Source organism: Pseudarthrobacter sp. NIBRBAC000502770 (genome assembly GCF_006517815.1).
Classification (GTDB): Bacteria; Actinomycetota; Actinomycetes; order Actinomycetales; family Micrococcaceae; genus Arthrobacter; species Arthrobacter niigatensis.
This window is the reverse complement of the sequence record NZ_CP041198.1, coordinates 1,897,563-1,915,584: the sequence shown is the minus strand read 5'-3', so window position 1 is coordinate 1,915,584 and position 18,022 is coordinate 1,897,563. Positions and strand designations below refer to the sequence as shown.

The 18,022-nt window shown below is 66.9% G+C and carries 17 protein-coding genes and 3 tRNA genes; 9 read left to right on the top strand and 11 right to left on the bottom strand.

Features of this window, described 5'->3' with window-relative positions:
- Window positions 1-4: 4 nt before the first annotated feature.
- From NIBR502770_RS21335 to xylA, 4 genes are all read right to left on the bottom strand, one after another.
- Window positions 5-817 carry an IS3 family transposase gene (locus NIBR502770_RS21335; RefSeq protein ID WP_246857330.1) on the bottom strand — a complete coding sequence of 271 codons (813 nt, stop codon included), beginning with the start codon at window positions 815-817 and terminating at the stop codon, window positions 5-7.
- A 38-nt stretch (window positions 818-855) separates the two neighbouring features.
- A complete protein-coding gene (locus NIBR502770_RS21330; protein WP_210418889.1) occupies window positions 856-1,326 on the bottom strand; it encodes a helix-turn-helix domain-containing protein in 471 nt (156 codons plus the stop codon).
- A gap of 107 nt (window positions 1,327-1,433) precedes the next feature.
- Window positions 1,434-2,852 carry a xylulokinase gene (gene xylB / locus NIBR502770_RS09190; protein ID WP_141181735.1) on the bottom strand — a complete coding sequence of 473 codons (1,419 nt, stop codon included), beginning with the start codon at window positions 2,850-2,852 and terminating at the stop codon, window positions 1,434-1,436.
- Between the two features lie 3 nt (window positions 2,853-2,855).
- Window positions 2,856-4,043 carry a xylose isomerase gene (gene xylA, locus NIBR502770_RS09185; protein ID WP_141181734.1) on the bottom strand — a complete coding sequence of 396 codons (1,188 nt, stop codon included), beginning with the start codon at window positions 4,041-4,043 and terminating at the stop codon, window positions 2,856-2,858.
- A 639-nt stretch (window positions 4,044-4,682) separates the two neighbouring features.
- Between xylA and NIBR502770_RS21825 the strand changes: the two genes are divergently transcribed.
- The gene (locus NIBR502770_RS21825; protein WP_371416504.1) at window positions 4,683-5,417 is read left to right on the top strand and encodes an ROK family protein; all 735 of its coding nucleotides are present in this window, start codon (window positions 4,683-4,685) and stop codon (window positions 5,415-5,417) included.
- Between the two features lie 51 nt (window positions 5,418-5,468).
- Here the strand turns inward: NIBR502770_RS21825 and NIBR502770_RS09175 are convergent.
- Window positions 5,469-5,541: transfer RNA gene (locus NIBR502770_RS09175), tRNA-Arg, on the bottom strand.
- A 207-nt stretch (window positions 5,542-5,748) separates the two neighbouring features.
- On the opposite strand from NIBR502770_RS09175, the gene NIBR502770_RS09170 reads away from it, so the two are divergent.
- The 3 genes from NIBR502770_RS09170 (at window position 5,749) to ettA (ending at window position 8,760) form a co-directional block, all read left to right on the top strand.
- Window positions 5,749-6,300: a single-stranded DNA-binding protein gene (locus NIBR502770_RS09170; RefSeq protein ID WP_141181733.1), complete on the top strand. Its 552-nt coding sequence runs from the start codon at window positions 5,749-5,751 to the stop codon at window positions 6,298-6,300.
- A gap of 170 nt (window positions 6,301-6,470) precedes the next feature.
- Window positions 6,471-7,016, top strand: a complete 546-nt coding sequence (locus tag NIBR502770_RS09165; protein WP_141181732.1) for a hypothetical protein — start codon at window positions 6,471-6,473, stop codon at window positions 7,014-7,016.
- A gap of 61 nt (window positions 7,017-7,077) precedes the next feature.
- Window positions 7,078-8,760, top strand: coding sequence for an energy-dependent translational throttle protein EttA (gene ettA / locus NIBR502770_RS09160; protein WP_141181731.1), 1,683 nt, complete (start codon window positions 7,078-7,080; stop codon window positions 8,758-8,760).
- 98 nt (window positions 8,761-8,858) lie between these two features.
- On the opposite strand, the gene NIBR502770_RS09155 is transcribed toward ettA, so the two are convergent.
- On the bottom strand, window positions 8,859-9,779 hold the full coding sequence (locus NIBR502770_RS09155; RefSeq protein WP_141160206.1) for an acyl-CoA thioesterase II: 921 nt from the start codon (window positions 9,777-9,779) through the stop codon (window positions 8,859-8,861).
- Window positions 9,780-9,843: 64 nt separating this feature from the next.
- On the opposite strand from NIBR502770_RS09155, the gene NIBR502770_RS09150 reads away from it, so the two are divergent.
- Window positions 9,844-10,503, top strand: coding sequence for a hypothetical protein (locus NIBR502770_RS09150; RefSeq protein WP_141160207.1), 660 nt, complete (start codon window positions 9,844-9,846; stop codon window positions 10,501-10,503).
- Window positions 10,504-10,535: 32 nt separating this feature from the next.
- Here NIBR502770_RS09150 and NIBR502770_RS09145 read toward each other — a convergent pair whose 3' ends face one another.
- From NIBR502770_RS09145 to pepN, 4 genes are all read right to left on the bottom strand, one after another.
- Window positions 10,536-10,994, bottom strand: coding sequence for a globin (locus NIBR502770_RS09145; protein ID WP_141160208.1), 459 nt, complete (start codon window positions 10,992-10,994; stop codon window positions 10,536-10,538).
- 1 nt (window position 10,995) lies between these two features.
- Complete coding sequence (locus NIBR502770_RS09140) at window positions 10,996-11,679, bottom strand: mechanosensitive ion channel family protein (RefSeq protein WP_141160209.1); 684 nt, start codon at window positions 11,677-11,679, stop codon at window positions 10,996-10,998.
- A gap of 172 nt (window positions 11,680-11,851) precedes the next feature.
- Complete coding sequence (locus NIBR502770_RS09135) at window positions 11,852-12,325, bottom strand: OsmC family protein (protein WP_141160210.1); 474 nt, start codon at window positions 12,323-12,325, stop codon at window positions 11,852-11,854.
- Entirely contained in the window at window positions 12,322-14,895 is a 2,574-nt protein-coding gene (gene pepN / locus NIBR502770_RS09130) for an aminopeptidase N (RefSeq protein WP_141181730.1), read from the bottom strand. The genes NIBR502770_RS09135 and pepN overlap by 4 nt, the downstream gene beginning before the upstream one ends.
- A gap of 173 nt (window positions 14,896-15,068) precedes the next feature.
- Here pepN and NIBR502770_RS09125 point away from each other — a divergent pair, with 173 nt between their 5' ends.
- From NIBR502770_RS09125 to NIBR502770_RS09115, 3 genes are all read left to right on the top strand, one after another.
- Entirely contained in the window at window positions 15,069-16,082 is a 1,014-nt protein-coding gene (locus NIBR502770_RS09125) for a hypothetical protein (protein ID WP_141160212.1), read from the top strand.
- Window positions 16,083-16,168: 86 nt separating this feature from the next.
- Window positions 16,169-16,663 carry a ribose-5-phosphate isomerase gene (locus NIBR502770_RS09120; protein ID WP_141160213.1) on the top strand — a complete coding sequence of 165 codons (495 nt, stop codon included), beginning with the start codon at window positions 16,169-16,171 and terminating at the stop codon, window positions 16,661-16,663.
- Window positions 16,663-17,622 carry an Fpg/Nei family DNA glycosylase gene (locus NIBR502770_RS09115; protein ID WP_141181729.1) on the top strand — a complete coding sequence of 320 codons (960 nt, stop codon included), beginning with the start codon at window positions 16,663-16,665 and terminating at the stop codon, window positions 17,620-17,622. The genes NIBR502770_RS09120 and NIBR502770_RS09115 overlap by 1 nt, the downstream gene beginning before the upstream one ends.
- Window positions 17,623-17,668: 46 nt before the next feature.
- Here NIBR502770_RS09115 and NIBR502770_RS09110 read toward each other — a convergent pair.
- Window positions 17,669-17,742 (bottom strand) — tRNA-Gly (locus tag NIBR502770_RS09110).
- Window positions 17,743-17,873: 131 nt separating this feature from the next.
- Here NIBR502770_RS09110 and NIBR502770_RS09105 point away from each other — a divergent pair.
- Window positions 17,874-17,948, top strand: a tRNA-Pro gene (locus NIBR502770_RS09105).
- The last annotated feature ends 74 nt before the right edge of the window (window positions 17,949-18,022 follow it).

Genomic DNA, 18,022 nt, shown 5'->3' with positions numbered 1-18,022 from the left:
AGACCTATGCCGCAAGCGTCTGAGCCCGGTACTGTACCGGGCTCAAACCATTGAGCCTGGTGGAGATTCTTTCGGTGTTGTACCAGCGGATGTACTCGTGCAGCGCTGATGCGAGTGCGTCGGTGTTGAGGAACCCGACGCGGTGGAAGAGCTCTTCCTTGAGGTGTCCGAAGAAGTTCTCCATGACAGCGTTGTCGTAGCAGTTGGCTTTGCGGGACATCGATTGGACCGCGCCGGCGTTCGCCAAGAGCGTGCGCCAGGAGTTGTGCTGATATTGGAATCCCTGGTCGGAGTGCACGAGTGGTTTCTGCCCGTTCTCCAGCGTGGCCAAGGCGCCGCGCAGCGAGGCGTTGGCCAGCTCTAGATTGGGCGAGGTGCCAATCGCGTAGGAGATGATCTGCCGGTCGAAAAGGTCCATGATCGGTGAGAGGTAGAGTTTCCGGTCACCGACACTGAACTCGGTCACATCGGTGACCCACTTCTGGTTTGGGGCGTCCGCTTCGAACTGGCGTTTCAGCAGGTTCGGGGCCACGATGCCCTGCTCGCCCTGGTAGGAGTTGTACCGCTTCCTGCTTCGGACCTTGCAGACCAGCCGCAGGGAACGCATCAGCTTCAGTACGGTCTTCTTCGCGACCGTCCACCCTTGCTTGAGCAGTTCAACATGGATCCGGCGGTGTCCGTACCGGCCGTGGTTCCTCTTGAAAATCTCCGTGACAGCTGCCTTTAGGGAAGCCCGCGGATCGGGGGCTTGGAGGCGGGACTGGTGGTAGAAGAACGTGGACCGGGGTAGCCCGGCTACGTCCAGGAGAACTTCCAATCGATGTTCGGCCTTGAGAGCGATGACAGCACGGACCTTTAGCGCTGTTCCCCGTCCCTCAAGGCGTTTACTTTTCCCAGGAAGGCCACCTCTGCGCGCAGGCGTTCGTTCTCACGGCGCAGTTGCTCTACCTCAGACTCAGGTTTCCTTGCTGTCCCAGGATTCGTCTTCGGACGGCCTTTCGGCTTGGGGCGCAGCCCGTCCTCGCCTTCGGTCCGGTACTGACGCGCCCACTTCTCGAGCAACAGTGGAGAGGACAGCCCAAGCTCTTTCGCCAGGGCGACTTTGGGCTCACCCGCACGGTATCGCTGCACAGCATCAAGTTTGAACTCAAACGAGAACACCGGTCGTGTTGGCTTCGCCACCAGCGTCGTACCTCCGCGCGTCCGCCATCGACCATACAAGCGTTTGATGGCACCTTTACCTACTCCGAGTCGGGTCGCTACCGCCCAAGCACCCCAACCCGTTTCAAACAACGCTACCGCGGCCTCGCGCTGCTCCTCGGACAACGAACTTCTTCCATGCATAAAACTGCTCCCCGAAAGTCAGAACTGATTTCTCAGTCCAACTTTCGGGGAGCAGTTCAGACGGTCCGGGCCTCCTCTGCGCTGTGGCCTCAGTCGGACAACGAGGCGAACCGGCGGTACCTTGCCAGCACAGCGCCGTCGTCCTTTGTCTCTGGGAGGTCGGCGGCGCCTGCCGCCCAGGTGGGGAAATGTCCGGTGAGTACCGCCGCGGCCTGGCGGGCCGCTCCGTCCGCAACATACTCGCCCGGGCGGGGAACCGTGACACGGGTCCCCAGCAGGCGTGCAGCTACGTCCTGCACAGCGGCGGACTGGGCGCCGCCGCCCACCAGAAGGATCCGCTGGGCGGACACCCCCTGCTCCTGCAGGGCTGCCAGGCCGTCCGCCAGGGAACAGACCACGCCTTCGACGGCGGCGCGCGCCAGGTTGGCGGCGGTGTAGTTCGCCCGCGTAATGCCGTGCAGGGAGCCGGTGGCGTCCGGGAGGTTGGGCGTCCGTTCCCCATCGAAGTACGGGACCAGGGTCAGGCCTCCGGCGCCCGGTTCGGCGGAGAGTGCCAGCCTGTTGAACTCCGCCAGGTCCACGTCCAGCATCGCAGCAGTGGCATCGAAGATGCGGGTGGCGTTCAAGGTGCACACCAGCGGCAGGTAATGCCCGGCGGCGTCGGCGAACCCGGCCACCAGCCCTGAGGCATCTGCCGCCGGCGAAGCGGAAACCGCGAACACGGTGCCGGAGGTGCCCAGCGACATCACCACGTCGCCCAGCCCGGCACCTGCCCCCAGGGCGGCGGCCGCATTGTCCCCGGCGCCTGCGGCCAGCAGGGCACCTGCCGGCGTCCTTCCGGCCGCCTTCAGTGGGCCCAGCACCCGCGGAAGGACTGGAAGGTGGCCGAGCGCGGCGGAAAGGACATCGGGAAGGTACCGGTCCTCCGCCGTCGAGTAATACCCGGTGCCCGACGCATCCGAACGGTCGGTGGCCAGTGCCGCCAGTCCTTCCCCGCCACTGCCTGGACCGTGGCCTGCGAGCCGCCAGGTGAGCCAGTCATGCGGCAGGCACACGGCAGCGACCTGGGCGGCGTTCTCCGGTTCGTTCTCCGCGAGCCAGCGCAGCTTGGTCACCGTCAGCGAGGCGACGGGGACGGTCCCCGTCGCCCGGGCCCAATACGCCGCGCCAACGGCAGGGTCCCCGCCGCCGGCTTGTGCGATGAGTTCCGCGGCTGCGCCCGCGCTGCGGGTGTCGTTCCACAGCAGTGCCGGCCGGACCACCGTCCCGTCCGCGTCCAGGCAGACCATTCCGTGCTGCTGGCCGCCGACGGAGATGGCGGCCACGTCATCCAGGCCACCGGCATCCGCGGCGGCCTTGAGCAGCGCCGTCCACCAGTGGTCGGGGTGGACCTCGGTGCCTTCCGGGTGCCCCGCCCTGCCCTCCCGGACCAGTTCCCCGGTATGGGCATCGCGGATGACCACCTTGCACGACTGGGTGGAGCTGTCGATGCCTGCGACAAGCACCATGGCCTAGCGGGCGCCCAGGAGGTGTTCGATGGCGAGCTGGTTGAGGCGCACGAAGGCGAAGGAGCGCTCAGCGGCCTTGTCGGCGTCGAAGTCCTCGAAGGCGGCGGCGTCGGCCAGCAGGTCGGCGGTCGTTTCGCCGGCCTTGAGGGTGGGCTCGCCAAGTTCGAAGACGCCGGAGGTCCTGAGGGCTTCCTGTACCTGCGGGTCAGCGCGGAACGCCAGTGCACGTTCCTTAAGGAGCAGGTACATGGCCATGTTCGCCTTCGCGGACTCCCATACGCCGTCGTAGCCGTCGGTGCGGGAGGGCTTGTAGTCGAAATGGCGCGGGCCGCCGTACTTGGGGCCGCCACCCGGGAAGCCGTTCTCCAGCAGGTCCACCGTGAAGAAGGCGCTCGTGAGGTCGCCGTGGCCGAAGACGAGGTCCTGGTCGTACTTGATGCCGCGCTGGCCGTTGAGGTCGATGTGGAAGAGCTTGCCTGCCCAGAGGGCCTGCGCAATCCCGTGGGTGAAGTTCAGCCCAGCCATCTGCTCGTGGCCGGTTTCGGGGTTCAGTCCAACGATGTCGCCGTGCTCGAGCTGGGCGATGAAGGCCAGGCCGTGGCCGACCGTGGGCAGGAAGATATCGCCCCGTGGCTCGTTCGGCTTGGGCTCAAGCGCAATGCGCAGGTTGTAGCCCTTCTCCTTGATGTAGCCGGCAGCGGTGTCCACGCCTTCCTTCATCCGGTCCAAGGCGGCAGCCAGATCCTTGGAACCGTCGTACTCGCTGCCTTCGCGGCCGCCCCACATGACGAACGTTTCGGCACCAAGTTCAGCAGCAAGGTCGATGTTCCGCAGGACCTTGGACAGGGCGAAGCGGCGGATGGAACGGTCGTTGGAGGTGAAGCCGCCATCTTTGAAGACGGGGTGGCTGAACAGGTTGGTGGTGACCATCGGAACCTTCAGTCCGGTCTCAGCCAGGGCTGCACGGAAGTTCTTCAGGATCAGCTCCCGCTCCGAAGCGGAGGCATCGAACGGGACCAGGTCGTTGTCGTGGAACGTAAGGCCATAGGCGCCCAGTTCGGCCAGGCGGTGTACGGCCTCCACCGGATCCAGGGCGGACCGGGTGGCCACGCCGAACGGGTCGGCACCGGTCCAGCCGACGGTCCAGAGACCGAAAGTGAACTTGTCAGCGGGGGTGGGGGAAAGAGTCATGATGCGTCCTTGCGATCAGGTGCCTGCGGAATTGCGAGGCATTAGTTCATTGCCTGAACTATATGGACGGACGTAGGGTGGGGTCAATAGTCCGGCAGGCAGGCCGCCGGAAAAATTTGGCGGAAGCGCCGGACCGAGGAGCTGTGTGATGGTGATGCCGGCGCCGGCAATGCCAGGACCCGGAGGGGCGGCCCCCGGAAACGTGGGGGATGTGCGCCGCAGCAACCTGGCGCTGGTGCTGGGGGCGATTGCCGAGTTCCCGCCCGGCACCCGCCCCAGCCGCGCCCAGGTGGCCGGAGCCACCGGATTGACCAAGGCCTCTGTGTCCAGCCTGGTGCTGGATCTCCTGGAGGCCGGGATCATCCGTGAAATCGGCCTGAACCCGCAGGGCCGCGGCCGGCCGGGGGTTGGGCTGGAACTGAGCCCTGCCCGTGCGGTCATGGGTATGGAGGTCAACGTTGACTACATCTCTGCAGCCGTGGTGGACCTTGCCGGAACGGTGCTGCTCCGCGAGGTGCAGGAACGTGACAACCGGAACAGCCCGGACCGGCCGGTCCTCGCCGCGCTCGCAGTCCTCGCCGCAAGGGTGCGCAGCGCCGCAGGGGAGCGGGGGTCGAGGTCCTGGGCGGAGGGCTGGCGGTGCCCGGCCTGGTGGACCCGGCCGCTGCGCGGGTGTTGGCCGCTCCCAACCTGGGCTGGATCGATGTGGACCTCGACCTGGACGCCCTGTTGCCGGAAACCGCACTGGGAGTTGCGCTGTTCAACGAGGCCGATGCTGCCGCCCTGGCCGAACTGCGGCACCGCCCGGACGGCGCATCAAACTTCCTCTTCGTCTCCGGCGAGGTGGGCGTAGGCGGCGGGATCGTCATTGGTTCTGAGCTGTTTACTGGCCCCGGCGGCCACGCCGGCGAAGTGGGGCACATTGTGGTGGACCCGGACGGCGGCCGCTGTTCGTGCGGAGGCACCGGTTGCCTTGAGACGGCGGCGGGACAGGACGCCATCCTCTCCGCCGCCGGCCTGACAGCTGACGGGGGCTCCCGGTCGGCCGCCATGGCCGCACTCCTGCGGGCGCTGGAAGCCGCGGAGCCCGGGGCGGTAGCCGCCGTCGAGCATGCGGGCCGCTGCCTGGGGATCGCACTGGCTTCAACGGCCCGGGTGGTCGATATCGATTCGGTGGTCCTCGGTGGCCACTTCGCGGTCCTGGACCCCTGGTTGCGGGAACCCTTGCTGGAGAGTGTAAAGACCTACGCGCCGGGCAAGTATGCGCCGGAGGCCATCACGATGTCCGCAGTGGGGGAGTATGGCGCCCTGCTGGGGGCCGCCGGCAGCGTGATCCGGTCCCTGGTGGAAGCCCCGCACCGGCTGAGCGCTTAGCAACAGATGCACGATGCCCCGGTCCAAAGACCGGGGCATCGGCCACCAGGGTGCCCCAGGAGGGAATCGAACCCCCGACCGGCGGATTAGAAGGCCGCTGCTCTATCCCCTGAGCTACTGAGGCATCAGCTTCCGGCCTGCAGGCCGGCGCCTCAAAAAGTTTACATTGCCCCGGCTGCCGGCGGCGTCATCCGGCCTCCACTGTTCCTCCCCACGTGGCGGGCTGGGGCCTGTTGTCCACATACGGGAACCCGTGCCTCCCCGCCGCCGGCATCCGGGGTGATGCTGGTCATGCCTGCTACAGGCGCCACCATCCAGACAGGACGTAGACATGAGCGAAACGATTACCATCCGGGGCTTTGTTGCCACCGAGATCACGAGTTCCACCACGCCAGGGGGAGTGGCAACAGCCTCCTTCCGGCTCGGTTCCACCACGCGCCGGTTTGACCGGGAATCCAAAACCTGGGGCGACGGGCACACCAACTGGTTCACCGTGCAGGGCTACCGCAACCTGGCCGGGACCCTGGGCTGCAGTATCCGGAAGGGCCAGCCGGTCATCGTCGTGGGCAAGCTGAAGATCCGCACCTGGGAGAAGGAAGGCCGGGTCTACCACTCCACCATCATCGATGCCGAGGCCGTGGGGCACGACCTTGCCTTCGGGTCGGCGAACTTCATCCGGACCGCGTCCAGGCCTGCGCTGTCCCTCGTGGAGCAGCCCCAGTCCCCGGAGGATGGCCCTGTGGTGGACCCTGACCTTGACGAACCGGAGGACCGCGAGGACGGGCATCCCGAAGAGCACGGCGTCGCGGCGGTGGTCATCGAGGACAACGACGGCGGCCTCGCGTCCCTTGACCTGGAAACCGGGGAACTCGCCGAAGTCTAGGAACACGCATCAGCTATCGACGTTCCCCGTTCAGTCCCGGGCGGACGGATTGGCAGCACCCCCCGGCTGCCGTCCGTCCGCCCGCCAGGACATACTGCCCCGTCCTGTGCCGTGGATGGCCACGGCCGGTCGCGGCGGCCGCGCCACCCCGGTCGTGGAACAATGGCACCATGCGTCCCACCCCTTACCGCCAGCAGATATACCGGGCCGGTGCAGCGCTGACGTGCGCCGCCCTGGCCGCACTCTTGGCAGGGTGTGCCGCAGGTGCTGCCGCAAACAGCCCTTTAGTTGGCGGCAGTGAAGGATCCTTGACGCCGACGGCGGCAGCGCCCGCACAGCCGTCGGGTGCAGCCCGGGAGGGCAGTACGCCCGCAGGGGAAGCGATGGCCAACACGTCCGGCGGTGCGACGTCCGCTGCAGGCACCGCGGCCACCGACAACGTCAAGCGGACTGTCACCGATACGTTGGCGAAACTTGCAACAGGGACGCCAAAACCGGCTACGGCGCAGGTCAGCGACGCGTTGACGGGAGCGGGCATCGCGCCGGCGGCGCTTCAGGTCTCGCAGAGCCGCACGCCCACCGGATTGGAGGCGGATGCCATTGAGGCTGCGGTGCTGCAGGGGAAAGACTGTGTCATCGGCCAGGTGCGCGAAGGTGCCGTGACCGTCACAGTGCTTCCGGTCCTGGCCAGCGGCAAGTGCTTCGTGGGCTCCTGATCCCGCCGGCATTCCGGCCGCAAATGTGAGATCTGCCCGCCAACCCACTAGATTTGAGACCATGGCGGAATTTATCTACACAATGACCAAGGCCCGTAAGGCCGTTGGCGAAAAACTCATTCTTGATGACGTAAGCATGTCCTTCTTCCCGGGCGCCAAGATTGGTGTTGTGGGCCCAAACGGTGCCGGTAAGTCCACCATCCTCAAGATCATGGCCGGGCTGGACACGCCCTCCAACGGTGAAGCCAGGCTGAGCCCCGGCTACAGCGTGGGAATCCTGCTCCAGGAACCGCCCCTCAACGAGGAAAAGACCGTCCTGGGCAACGTCCAGGAGGGCGTGGGCGAGATCTACGGGAAGATCCAGCGATTTAACGAGATCTCCGAGGAAATGGCCAGCCCCGATGCTGACTATGACACCCTCCTCGAGGAAATGGGCAAGCTGCAGGAAGCCATCGACGCCGCCGATGCCTGGGACCTCGACTCCCAGCTGGAGCAGGCCATGGATGCCCTCCGCTGCCCCCCGGCCGACGCCGATGTCACCAACCTTTCCGGTGGTGAGCGCCGCCGTGTGGCCCTCTGCAAGCTCCTCCTGCAGAAGCCGGACCTGCTGCTCCTCGACGAGCCCACCAACCACCTGGATGCCGAGAGTGTCCTGTGGCTCGAGCAGCACCTGTCGAGCTACCCCGGCGCCGTCCTCGCCGTCACCCACGACCGGTACTTCCTGGACCACGTGGCGGAATGGATTGCCGAAGTTGACCGCGGCCACCTGTACCCGTACGAAGGCAACTACTCCACCTACCTGGAGAAGAAGCGCGCCCGCCTCGAGATCCAGGGCAAGAAGGATGCCAAGCAGGCCAAGCGCCTCGCGGAGGAACTTGAGTGGGTCCGCTCCAACGCCAAGGGCCGGCAGACCAAGTCGAAGGCCCGCTTGGCCCGGTACGAGGAAATGGCCGCGGAAGCGGACCGCACCCGCAAGCTTGACTTCGAGGAAATCCAGATCCCGCCGGGACCGCGCCTCGGCGGACTGGTCCTGGAGGCGAAGAACCTCCAGAAGGGCTTCGAGGACCGTGTCCTGATCGATGGATTGTCCTTCAGCCTGCCGCGCAACGGCATCGTCGGCGTCATTGGTCCCAACGGTGTGGGCAAGTCCACCCTCTTCAAGACCATCGTGGGCCTGGAACCGCTCGACGGCGGCGAGCTGAAGATCGGTGACTCGGTCAAGATCTCCTACGCGGACCAGAGCCGCGGCGGCATCGACCCCAACAAGACCCTGTGGGAGGTCGTTTCCGACGGACTCGACTTCATCCAGGTGGGCAACGTGGAGATGCCGTCCCGCGCCTACGTGGCAGCCTTCGGGTTCAAGGGCCCGGACCAGCAGAAAAAGGCGGGCGTGCTCTCCGGCGGTGAGCGCAACCGCCTGAACCTGGCCCTGACCCTCAAGCAGGGCGGAAACCTGCTGCTCCTCGACGAACCCACCAACGACCTCGACGTCGAAACCCTCAGCAGCCTGGAAAACGCGCTGCTCGAGTTCCCCGGCTGCGCCGTGGTGGTCTCGCACGACCGCTGGTTCCTGGACCGGGTGGCCACCCACATCCTGGCCTACGAAGGTGACGACGAGAACCCCTCCAAGTGGTACTGGTTCGAAGGAAACTTCGAGTCCTACGAGGAGAACAAGGTGGAGCGCTTGGGCCCCGATGCTGCCAAGCCGCACCGCGTCACCCACCGCCGCCTGACCCGCGACTAACAGCGCGGAACCCCGCGCGGCACGCAGAAGGCCGGCACCCGAAGGAATTCGTGGGTGCCGGCCTTCTGCGTGCCCGGTACTTTACGGTGCCCGGGACGTCAGGCGCCCGCGGGACCGGTGGGAATGCGAACCATCCCCTCCTGCGCCACCGTGGCGACGTGCTGGCCCTCGCGGTTGAAGATCTTGCCCGTTGCCAGGCCGCGTGCCCCGTGGGCGCTGGGGGATTCCTGGACGTAGAGCAGCCACTCATCAACCCGCGCCGGCCGGTGCCACCACATGGCATGGTCCAGGCTGGCAACGTTCATGCCCGGCGTGATCCAGCTCAGTCCGTGCCGCCGGAGGATGGATTCGAGCAGCGTGTAGTCGCTGGCGTACGCCAGGGCGGCGCGGTGCAGGTTGGCGTCATCAGGCATTGGCCCGAACGTCTTCATCCACACGGCGTTGCTGGCCTCCCGCGGACCGGCCGCCGAAACATACAGGGCGGGGTTGACATGCCGGATGTCGAAGGGCCGCTCGTAGGCCCAGTGGCGTGCCACCGGATGGTCGAACCGGCCGAGCAGGTCCGCCGTGCTGGGCAGGGATTCGGGGTCCGGGATTCCGGCCGGCATTTCCGAGGAGTGTTCGATTCCTTCGTCGTCGCCCTGGAAGGAGGCGATCATGGACAGGATGGGCACGCCGTCCTGGTAGGCGTGGACGCGCCGGGCGGAAAACGACCGGCCGTCGCGGAGCCGCTGCACCCCAAAGGTGATCGGCTTGTTGGCGTCACCGGGCCGCAGGAAGTATCCGTGCATGGAATGGACAAACCGGTCCGGATCCACCGTGCGGATCGAGGCCACGAGCGACTGGGCCAGCACCTGTCCGCCAAACACCCTGTGGTGCGGCTGCTTCTGCGACGGGCCCAGGAAAATATCCTCATCCGTGCGGGCGCCCTCAAGCTCACCAAGGTCCAGCAGTTCGATCAGCGATGAGGTGGGGTCGCCGCTGGGCGGCGCCAGCAGTCCGGCTTCGGCTTCAGTCATGGTCCGACTCTAGACGGCACCCCGCAAACCACTCAACCGGAGTGCAGCCGGTAGTGTTCTAGGTGTGTCTGAACTACTCACTTCGTCCTTCCGTTTCGCCGATCCACGCGATCTGGCCGACCTGAAGACCTTCGCCACCCGGGCCAGAGCGATTGACGACGGCGCCATCCGCCTGCAGGCTGCCGGCTCGGTCCTGGCCGCCTACGTGTGCGTCCTGCGGCCCCGGCTCCTGGGCGAAGCGACCCCCACCATCCTGGGCCTGCGCACCATGGCGCTGGCGGAGCCTTCCGGAACGGATGTCACCGTGGCGTTGTCATCTGTCCTGGACAGGCTGGCACGTGCGGGGGAGGCCGACGTCGAGTTGCCGGTTCCGCCCACCACGGTGACCGAGTCCTGGACGGGTGTTGGCGCCCCGCGGGGCGGTTGGGAGCTGTTGGGGTCCGTCAGCGACGCCCGACTGCGTGCGGCAGCGGAGGCGGGTATCGCCGAGGTGGCCGGCATCGTGCCGGACAAGCCGGGGGCGCTGATCGTCAACAACGCCCGGGCCGCGGTTTGGGGACGGGAACTGGACGACGCCGGCCTGCCCGCCGGTGCGGCGTTCGCTGCCTTCGCGCTGGGGTTCCTGGGGGACGGGGACCAGAAGCTTTACCGGGCGGGCCGCTGGTTCCGGCTTACCGGACCCCGCGGCCACGTCCTGGCGCGGACCGGCAGCGGCCTGCCCTAGGCCGGACTGCAGGGCGCCTGCCGGACAGATTCTCAGGAGCCGGAAGGGCTGTTCACCATGGACAGCGCCGCCCGCTCCATGTAGTCCCACAGCGTGCCCTCGTAAAGCGGAGGCAGCTCCAGGGCATCCACGGCGGTGCGCATGTGGAACAACCACCGGTCCTTTGCCTCGGGCGTGACCTTGAAAGGCATGTGCCGCATCCGCAGGCGCGGGTGGCCGCGCTCCTCGCCGTACGTTGTCGGACCGCCCCAGTACTGCTCAAGGAACATCAGGAACCGGCGTTTCGCCGGGGCCAGGTCCTCTTCCGGATACATGGGCCGCAGCACGGGATCGGTGGCAACGCCGTCGTAAAAGACGTCAATGAGCTTCACGAAGGTGCCGTGGCCGCCCACGGCGTCATAGAAGCTGTCGGTGTAGTCCGGCTTGCTGAACGGATCGTTCTGCATCAACTGGGGCCGCTGCCCCGGGCCCGGCTCAATGGGAAGCGACATGCTAGTCCCCGGCTTTCTGGTCAGTCTTCTTGGTCTCAACGTGCGCCGACCCCTGGTCGGTGGTGCCGTCGTCGGTCTCGTGCAGCGGAACGTAGCGTCCCTGGGACCGGTTGCCCACGCGCAGGATCTCGCCGTTGCGCAGGTACCAGATCGCGCCGTCGTCGGAGCGGACGCGGGTGATCCGCAGCCCCATGGACTCCACCACGCCCACCACTTCGCTGGTTTCAATGACGTCGCCAATTCCGTACTGGTCTTCAATCGTAATGAAGATCCCCGCCAGGAAGTCGCGGATCAGCTGCTGGGCGCCGAAGCCGATGGCTACACCGAGGATGCCCACGCTGGTCAGCAGCGGGGCAATGTTGATGTCCAGGTTCTGCAGCACATACATGCCGGTAATGATCACCACCAGCACGCCCACCACGCTGTTGAGCAGCGAACCGATGGTTTCGGCACGCTGGACGCGGCGTTCGTGGTCGAGGGCCCGGAAGGCCGGGGCAGCCCACTTGAACGTGGGCTTCTTGAAGAAGTTGCTGCCCGACGCCACCCGCCTGGTGATGCGGGAAATGATGAACGTGGCCACGAGCCAGACGGCAACGCCGACGCCGAGGCTGATCACGATGCCGGGCAGGCTCACGCCGCTCGGCTGGCTGGTGGCAGGGGGAAGGATGGACAACATGCTGACCATGGGTGGAAATAGCTCCTTGGAATATTGCTCTGTTCTCTTTCAACCCTAGCGCCGCAGCGTGGAGCAATCCGCATTCCCATCCTCGGCGGAACCGCCTTCCGCTCCCGGGGAAATTTCCGGGCACCGGAAGGCCGGCCTGCCGCCGCCACAGGGCAGCGGCAGGCGGGAGGGACTAAGCGGCCACCGTCACCGGCTGGTGCTCCACCGGAAAGTTCACGCTCCGGGCAATAAAGCAGACCTGGTTGGCCTCACGGTGCAGCGAGGCCGCCAGATCCGCCTGCGCCGCGTCGGCCACCGTCACGTGCGGGTTCAGGACCACCCGCTCGAACTGTCCGCTGCCGTCCCGGTTCAGCCGCATCAGCCCGGTGGCCTCGTCCCGGTAGCCAGTGACCACCACGCCGTGCTTCACCGCCACGTGCAGGTAGGACAGCATGTGGCACTGCGCCAGCGCAGCCAGGAGGAGCTGTTCTGGGTTGTAGCGCCCGCGGTCGCCGTGGAAAGTCGGATCCGCCGAACCCTTCAGGACCGGCAGGCCGGGAATGGCGACGTCATGGTCCCGGGAGTAACCCCGGTAGGACGACGTGCCCGCCCCCAGGTTGCCGGTCCACTGGACCGTCAGTGCGTAGTGGTGTTCGTGGAGGTTCACTCCGGGCCGCCCGCCGGCAGGACGTCGGCGGCACGGGCACGCAGGGCGCGGGCGACGCCGTCACGGTTTTCCAACATCATCCGCCGCAGCGCCGCGCTTTCCGCCGGCAATGAGGCCAGGAATCCGTCCGTCCGGTCGATGGTGGCCTGCGTGGTAAGCAGCGCCGGGTAGAGGCCGACGACGATTTGCTGGGCGAGTGCGTGGGTGCGGGTTGCCACGATCCCCGGCACGGCCGCGAAATACTTTTCGGAGTACGGCTCCAGGAGGGAACGGTCCAGCACCCGCATGAAACCGGCCACCGCGGAGCCCTGCAGCGCGTTGGACAGCTCTCCCTTGACCACAATGGCTTCCCAGGCCGCAGCCTTTGCCTCGGGGGTGGGAATGGCAGCCTTGGCCAGGGCGGCTGCGTTCTGCCCGCTGGAGGTGTTGTCCCGCTCCAGTTCGGCGTCGATGCCGTCCTGCCCCATCCGGCCGCCGGCCACCAGCGAAGCCACCAGCTCCCAGCGGAGGTCCTGGTCCACGGCCAGGCCGTCCAGGACCACTGACCCGTCCAGCAGGCCGGACACCCGGTCCAGCTGGGACGCGCTGCGGGCCAGGAGCGCGAAGGACTTGATGAACTGCAACTGGCCGTCGGAGCCGCCCGGAACGTCCGAGGCCAAATCCCACAACCGGTCCACGGCCGCAACGGTGGTGGCTTCGCGGTGTTCCTCAGCCACATAGAAGTTCAGGGTGGTTGCCAGCTGCCGGAGCTGGACCAGGATCACGGAGGAATCAGTCTCCGCGGCCACGTTGGACAGGAGCAGGTCCACGTACTGGCGGGCCGGTGTTTCGCCGTCCCGCGCAGCGTCCCACGCGGAGTTCCAGACCAGGGTCCGCGGCAGGCTTTCGGCAAAGTCCTTGAGGTGTGCCGTGGCCGTGGCCAGGGACACCGGATCCAGGCGCACCTTGGCATAGGCAAGGTCGTCGTCGTTGATGAGGATCAGGTCCGGCCGGGCCACGCCCGCAAGCGCCGGGACGTCGGTACGTTCGCCGTCGACGTCAAGCTCCTCGCGGTGCACCCGGGTAAGCTTGCCGGCGTCGTCCAGGTTGTAGAAGCCCACGGCGAGCCGGTGCGGCCGGATGGTGGGCCACTCCGGAACCGCGGACTGCAGGATGGCAAAGGACCGCAGCTTTCCATCGGAGTCCACGTCCAGCTCGGGAGCCAGGGTGTTAACCCCGGCGGTCTCCAGCCACTGCCGGCCCCAGTGGTCCAGGTCGCGGCCACTTGCCTTCTCCAGCTCAACCAGCAGGTCCTGCAGCTCGGTATTGTGCCAGGAGTGCTTGGCGAAGTACTCCCGGACGCCGGCCATGAACTGGTCGGGTCCGACCCAGGCGACCAGCTGCCGGAGCACCGAGGCCCCCTTGGCGTAGGTGATGCCGTCGAAGTTGACCTCAACGTCCTGCAGGTCGTTGATCTCTGCGAAGATCGGGTGCGTGGTGGGCAGCTGGTCCTGGCGGTACGCCCAGGACTTTTCCACGGAGGCGAATGTAGTCCAGGCGCTGGTGAAGGACGTGGCCTCCACCGCGGCCAGGTGGGACATGTACTCGGCGAAGGACTCGTTGAGCCACAAGTCGTTCCACCAGCGCATTGTCACCAGGTCGCCGAACCACATGTGCGCCAGTTCGTGGAGCACGGTAATGGCGCGCCGCTCGATCTGCGCCCCGGTGACCTTGCTGCGGAAAACGTAGCCTTCCAGGATGGTCACCGCACCGGCATTTTCCATCGCACCGGCGTTGAATTCCGGCACGAACAGCTGGTCGTACTTCTCGAACGGGTAGGGGCAGCCGAACTGTTCCTCGAAGAACCCGAAGCCCTGCCGCGTGAGCTCGAAGATGTTGTCTGCGTCCAGGTACTGCATCAGCGACTTCCGTGCGAAGACCCCGAGCGGGATCACGCGGCCATCCGAGCTGGTGACCTCGCTGCGGACGGACTGGTACGGGCCGGCGACCAGGGCAGTGACGTACGAGGACAACCGCGGCGTGGGGGCAAACGCCCAGACGGACCGGGCGGCGCCGTCTTCGGCGGCCTGTGCCTGTGCCGGTTCGGGGGTGGGGGAGTTGGACACAACATCCCAGTGGGACGGAGCCGTAACGGTGAAGGCGAACGTCGCCTTCAGGTCGGGCTGCTCGAAGACGGTGAACATCCTGCGGGAATCCGGAACCTCGAACTGGGTGTAGAGGTAGACCTCGTTGTCCACGGGGTCCACGAACCGGTGGAGGCCTTCGCCGGTGTTCATGTAGGGCATGTCCGCCACCACAGTCAGCTCGTTGTGCTCCGCCAGGTCCGCCAGCTGGATCCGCACGCCGTCGGCCACGGTGTCCGGATCAAGGGCGCGGCCGTTGAGGGTCACGCTGTGTACCGTGCGGGTGACGGCGTCAATGAAACTGGACGTTCCGGGAACCGCCGTGAATTTCACGGTGGTGGTGCTGCCAAAGACCTCTCCGCCGCGGGTCAGGTCAAGGCTGACATCGTAGGACTCGACGGAAATCAGTTCGGCGCGCTCACGGGCTTCGGCGCGCGTCAGGTTCATGCCTGGCAAAGGAGGTCCTCCAAAGAATTTTCGGCTGCCGGCCGGTGGTTCCGGTGCCGGCACTGTGATGCATTCTTCCACCCTTGCCTCCCATGGCAAGTAGCGCAGCCCACAGCGGGGGCGGGGCAGGCCCGGGCGGCGGCCCCGGCAGCCGCGGGGGTAGCGTTGGATGCATGGGAAAGCTGCTGGATTCGGTGGATGCCAGGGCCCTGCGGTTCGCCGTCGGGTTTCCTGTCGTCCTGGCTGCCGCCTTTGTTTACTGCGCGTTCCTGCTGCGCCCGGATCTGCCGGAGCCGCTTGCGGTCCAGTGGACGGACAGCGGCGGCGCCGCCTTCGCGCCCTTCGGCGCCTACGTGGGGGCCGGCGCCGCGGGAATCATCGTGTCCGGGTGGCTGGTCCTGCTCCAGGCCGCGCCGCTAAGCCGGCCCGTCCTGATGCGCAGGATCATGATGGGTGCCGGGCTTTTCCTTAGCTTGTTCATCACCTCCGCGCTCGCCGCAGGCCTGATCGGCCAAACGGGGCTGGCTGACGCCCGGCAGTCGCACGTGGACATGACGGTCCTCGCCCTGGGGAGCGGTGCGGCGGTTTCCCTCGGCGTGACCATGGCTATGGTGTACAAGGCCGACCGGCAGTGGTCCCCTGATGATGACCGCGCGCTCCAGGTCGCCATCGCCAGGGAACTGGACCCGGACCTTGCCCGGGACAGCATCAGGCTCTGGGTCCACGCCCGCAGTTCGGTGTTCGTGATGATCGCCATCGCCTCCCTGTTCCCGGCGGCCCTGATCGCCGTCGTGGTGCCCTGGCTGGGGATCCTCCTGGTGATCCTGGCCCTCCTGGGTGCGGCGTTCCTTTTCGCCCGCGTCCGCGCGGACCGGCGTGGGCTGAAGGTCCTGCTCGCCGGCGTGGTGCCGGTGATGGACGTACCCGCCGGTGCCATTTCCGACGCCAGCGCGGCCGACGTGAGGGCCGCCGATTACGGCGGGTGGGGCTACCGGCACCACGGCGGAACCGCCGCCATGCTCGTCGGCAGCGGGCCCGCCGTCGTCGTCAGCAAGACCGACGGCCAGCGCCTTGCCGTCAGCGGCGGCAGCCAGGCCTCGGCCGCGCGGCTTGCCGAAGTGCTCACCCGGGTGGCGGCCAGGGCCCGTGGCGGTGGTCCGCCGCCACCGGATGTCCGGAACCCCTGACCCCACCGCCGCCCTAGTATCCTTATCGGTGTCGTTCCGGCCCCCACCGGCGGCCTGCCAGCCCCACCAACGAACGGAATCAGCACGTGACCACTACCCCTGCCTTCCCGCGGGTCCACATTGCCACCGACCATGCAGGCATGGAGCTCAGCGCCCACCTTGTGTCCCACCTGACCGGGAAGGGATACGAGGTGGTGGACCACGGGCCCAAGGCTTACGACGCCCAGGACGACTACCCCTCGTTCTGCATCAACGCCGCCCTCGCCGTGGTCGCAGACCAGCAGGCGGGAGTACACGCCCTGGGCATCGTGCTGGGCGGGTCCGGCAACGGCGAGCAGATAGCCGCCAACAAGGTCAAGGGCGTGCGCGCCGCGCTGGCCTGGAACCTCTCCACCGCCACCCTTGCCCGCGAGCACAATGACGCGAATGTCGTGGCGGTGGGCGGACGCCAGCACACGGTGGAGGAAGCCACCGAACTGATCGAGGCGTTCCTGTCCGAACCGTTCAGCAATGACGAGCGGCACGTGCGCAGGATCGGCAAGATCGCGGCCTACGAAGCGACCGGCGAGGTCATCGAGTAGTGCCCGAGGGCCATTCCGTCCGCCGGCTCGCCCGCCAGTTCGGGGACGTCTTCACCGGCGAAGTACTTGCTGTCTCCAGTCCCCAGGGCAGGTTCAGCGGGGGAGCGGCGCTGTTGGACGGCCACGCCATGGTCGCCGCAGAGGCGCACGGCAAACACCTGTTCCTGCACTTCGACCACTCGCTGGTGCTGCACGTCCACCTCGGCCTGTACGGGGCCTGGAGCTTCGGCGGCGACAGCACCTTCACCGGCGCGTCAAGCATCGGTGCGCCGCGGCGGGTAGGGGAGCAGGAGGCCTTCACTGACGGGGACGACGACGGCGGCGCCGCCTACGCAGGTCCGCCGGCGCCCGTCGGGGCCGTCCGGGTCCGGCTCGCCGGAAGCCACGGCTGGGCGGACCTGCGCGGGGCCACCACCTGCGAAACCATCACCGCAGCGGAGGCCGACGCGGTCCTCGCGCGGCTGGGACCTGATCCGCTGCGGAACCTTCGCGGCGACGCCGGGCGGTTCGCCGCCAATGTCCGGACCCGGAAGACCCCGCTGGCGGCCCTGCTCATGGACCAGAAGGTGATTGCCGGCGTCGGGAACGTCTACCGCGCCGAAGTCCTGTTCCGCCGCCGCCTCGATCCGCTCCTTCCCGGGGCTGAGTTGCCGGAGGCCGACGCCCGCAGGCTGTGGCGCGACGTCGTTACCGTCATGAACGACGGCGTCGCCGATGGGCGGATCATCACCACCCCGCCGAAATACTGGACGCTCAACGGCACCACGGCGGCCAAGGCGGCCGCGGCAGGGGAACCGGTGCCGGCCAGGAGCGCCCACTTCCCGCACCGTGACGACGTCCATTTCGTGTACAAACGGCACGGTCTGCCCTGCCGGGTATGCCGCACCATCGTGCTCATGGCCGACCTCGCCGGGCGGAACCTCTACTGGTGCCCCTACTGCCAGCAGCCGCAGGCCTAGGGGCAAACGCACAAAAGGACCCCTCAACCGAGGGGTCCTTTTGCCATGGAGGGGACGACGGGAATCGAACCCGCGTAATCAGTTTGGAAGACTGAGGCTTTACCATTAAGCTACGTCCCCGAAGGAAGATCCGTTTTTCGCGGAAACTCCGGGCTGGCTGTCCAAGCCGGATACAACTAAACCTAATCCATGGCCTACGTGTCAAATGTGCATTCGCGACGCGTATCACCGTAGACTTGCCTGTGCACTTACGGGGTGTAGCTCAGCTTGGCTAGAGCGCCTGCTTTGGGAGCAGGAAGTCGCAGGTTCAAATCCTGTCACCCCGACTCTGCGGCCAGGACCAGCCGGCCTGGACACACATTGCGTTGCAGAAACCCATCCCACAACCCAGGAGTACTTA

Bases quoted from the DNA above. Each gene is read 5' to 3' on its own strand.
- NIBR502770_RS09140 (WP_141160209.1), bottom strand. From the start codon at position 11,679: ATGGTCAGCATGTTGTCCATCCTTCCCCCTGCCACCAGCCAGCCGAGC.
- NIBR502770_RS09165 (WP_141181732.1), top strand. From the start codon at position 6,471: ATGCGTCCCACCCCTTACCGCCAGCAGATATACCGGGCCGGTGCAGCG.
- ettA (WP_141181731.1), top strand. From the start codon at position 7,078: ATGGCGGAATTTATCTACACAATGACCAAGGCCCGTAAGGCCGTTGGC.
- NIBR502770_RS09145 (WP_141160208.1), bottom strand. From the start codon at position 10,994: ATGTCGCTTCCCATTGAGCCGGGCCCGGGGCAGCGGCCCCAGTTGATG.
- pepN (WP_141181730.1), bottom strand. From the start codon at position 14,895: ATGAACCTGACGCGCGCCGAAGCCCGTGAGCGCGCCGAACTGATTTCC.
- xylB (WP_141181735.1), bottom strand. From the start codon at position 2,852: ATGGTGCTTGTCGCAGGCATCGACAGCTCCACCCAGTCGTGCAAGGTG.
- xylA (WP_141181734.1), bottom strand. From the start codon at position 4,043: ATGACTCTTTCCCCCACCCCCGCTGACAAGTTCACTTTCGGTCTCTGG.
- NIBR502770_RS09170 (WP_141181733.1), top strand. From the start codon at position 5,749: ATGAGCGAAACGATTACCATCCGGGGCTTTGTTGCCACCGAGATCACG.
- NIBR502770_RS09125 (WP_141160212.1), top strand. From the start codon at position 15,069: ATGGGAAAGCTGCTGGATTCGGTGGATGCCAGGGCCCTGCGGTTCGCC.
- NIBR502770_RS09155 (WP_141160206.1), bottom strand. From the start codon at position 9,779: ATGACTGAAGCCGAAGCCGGACTGCTGGCGCCGCCCAGCGGCGACCCC.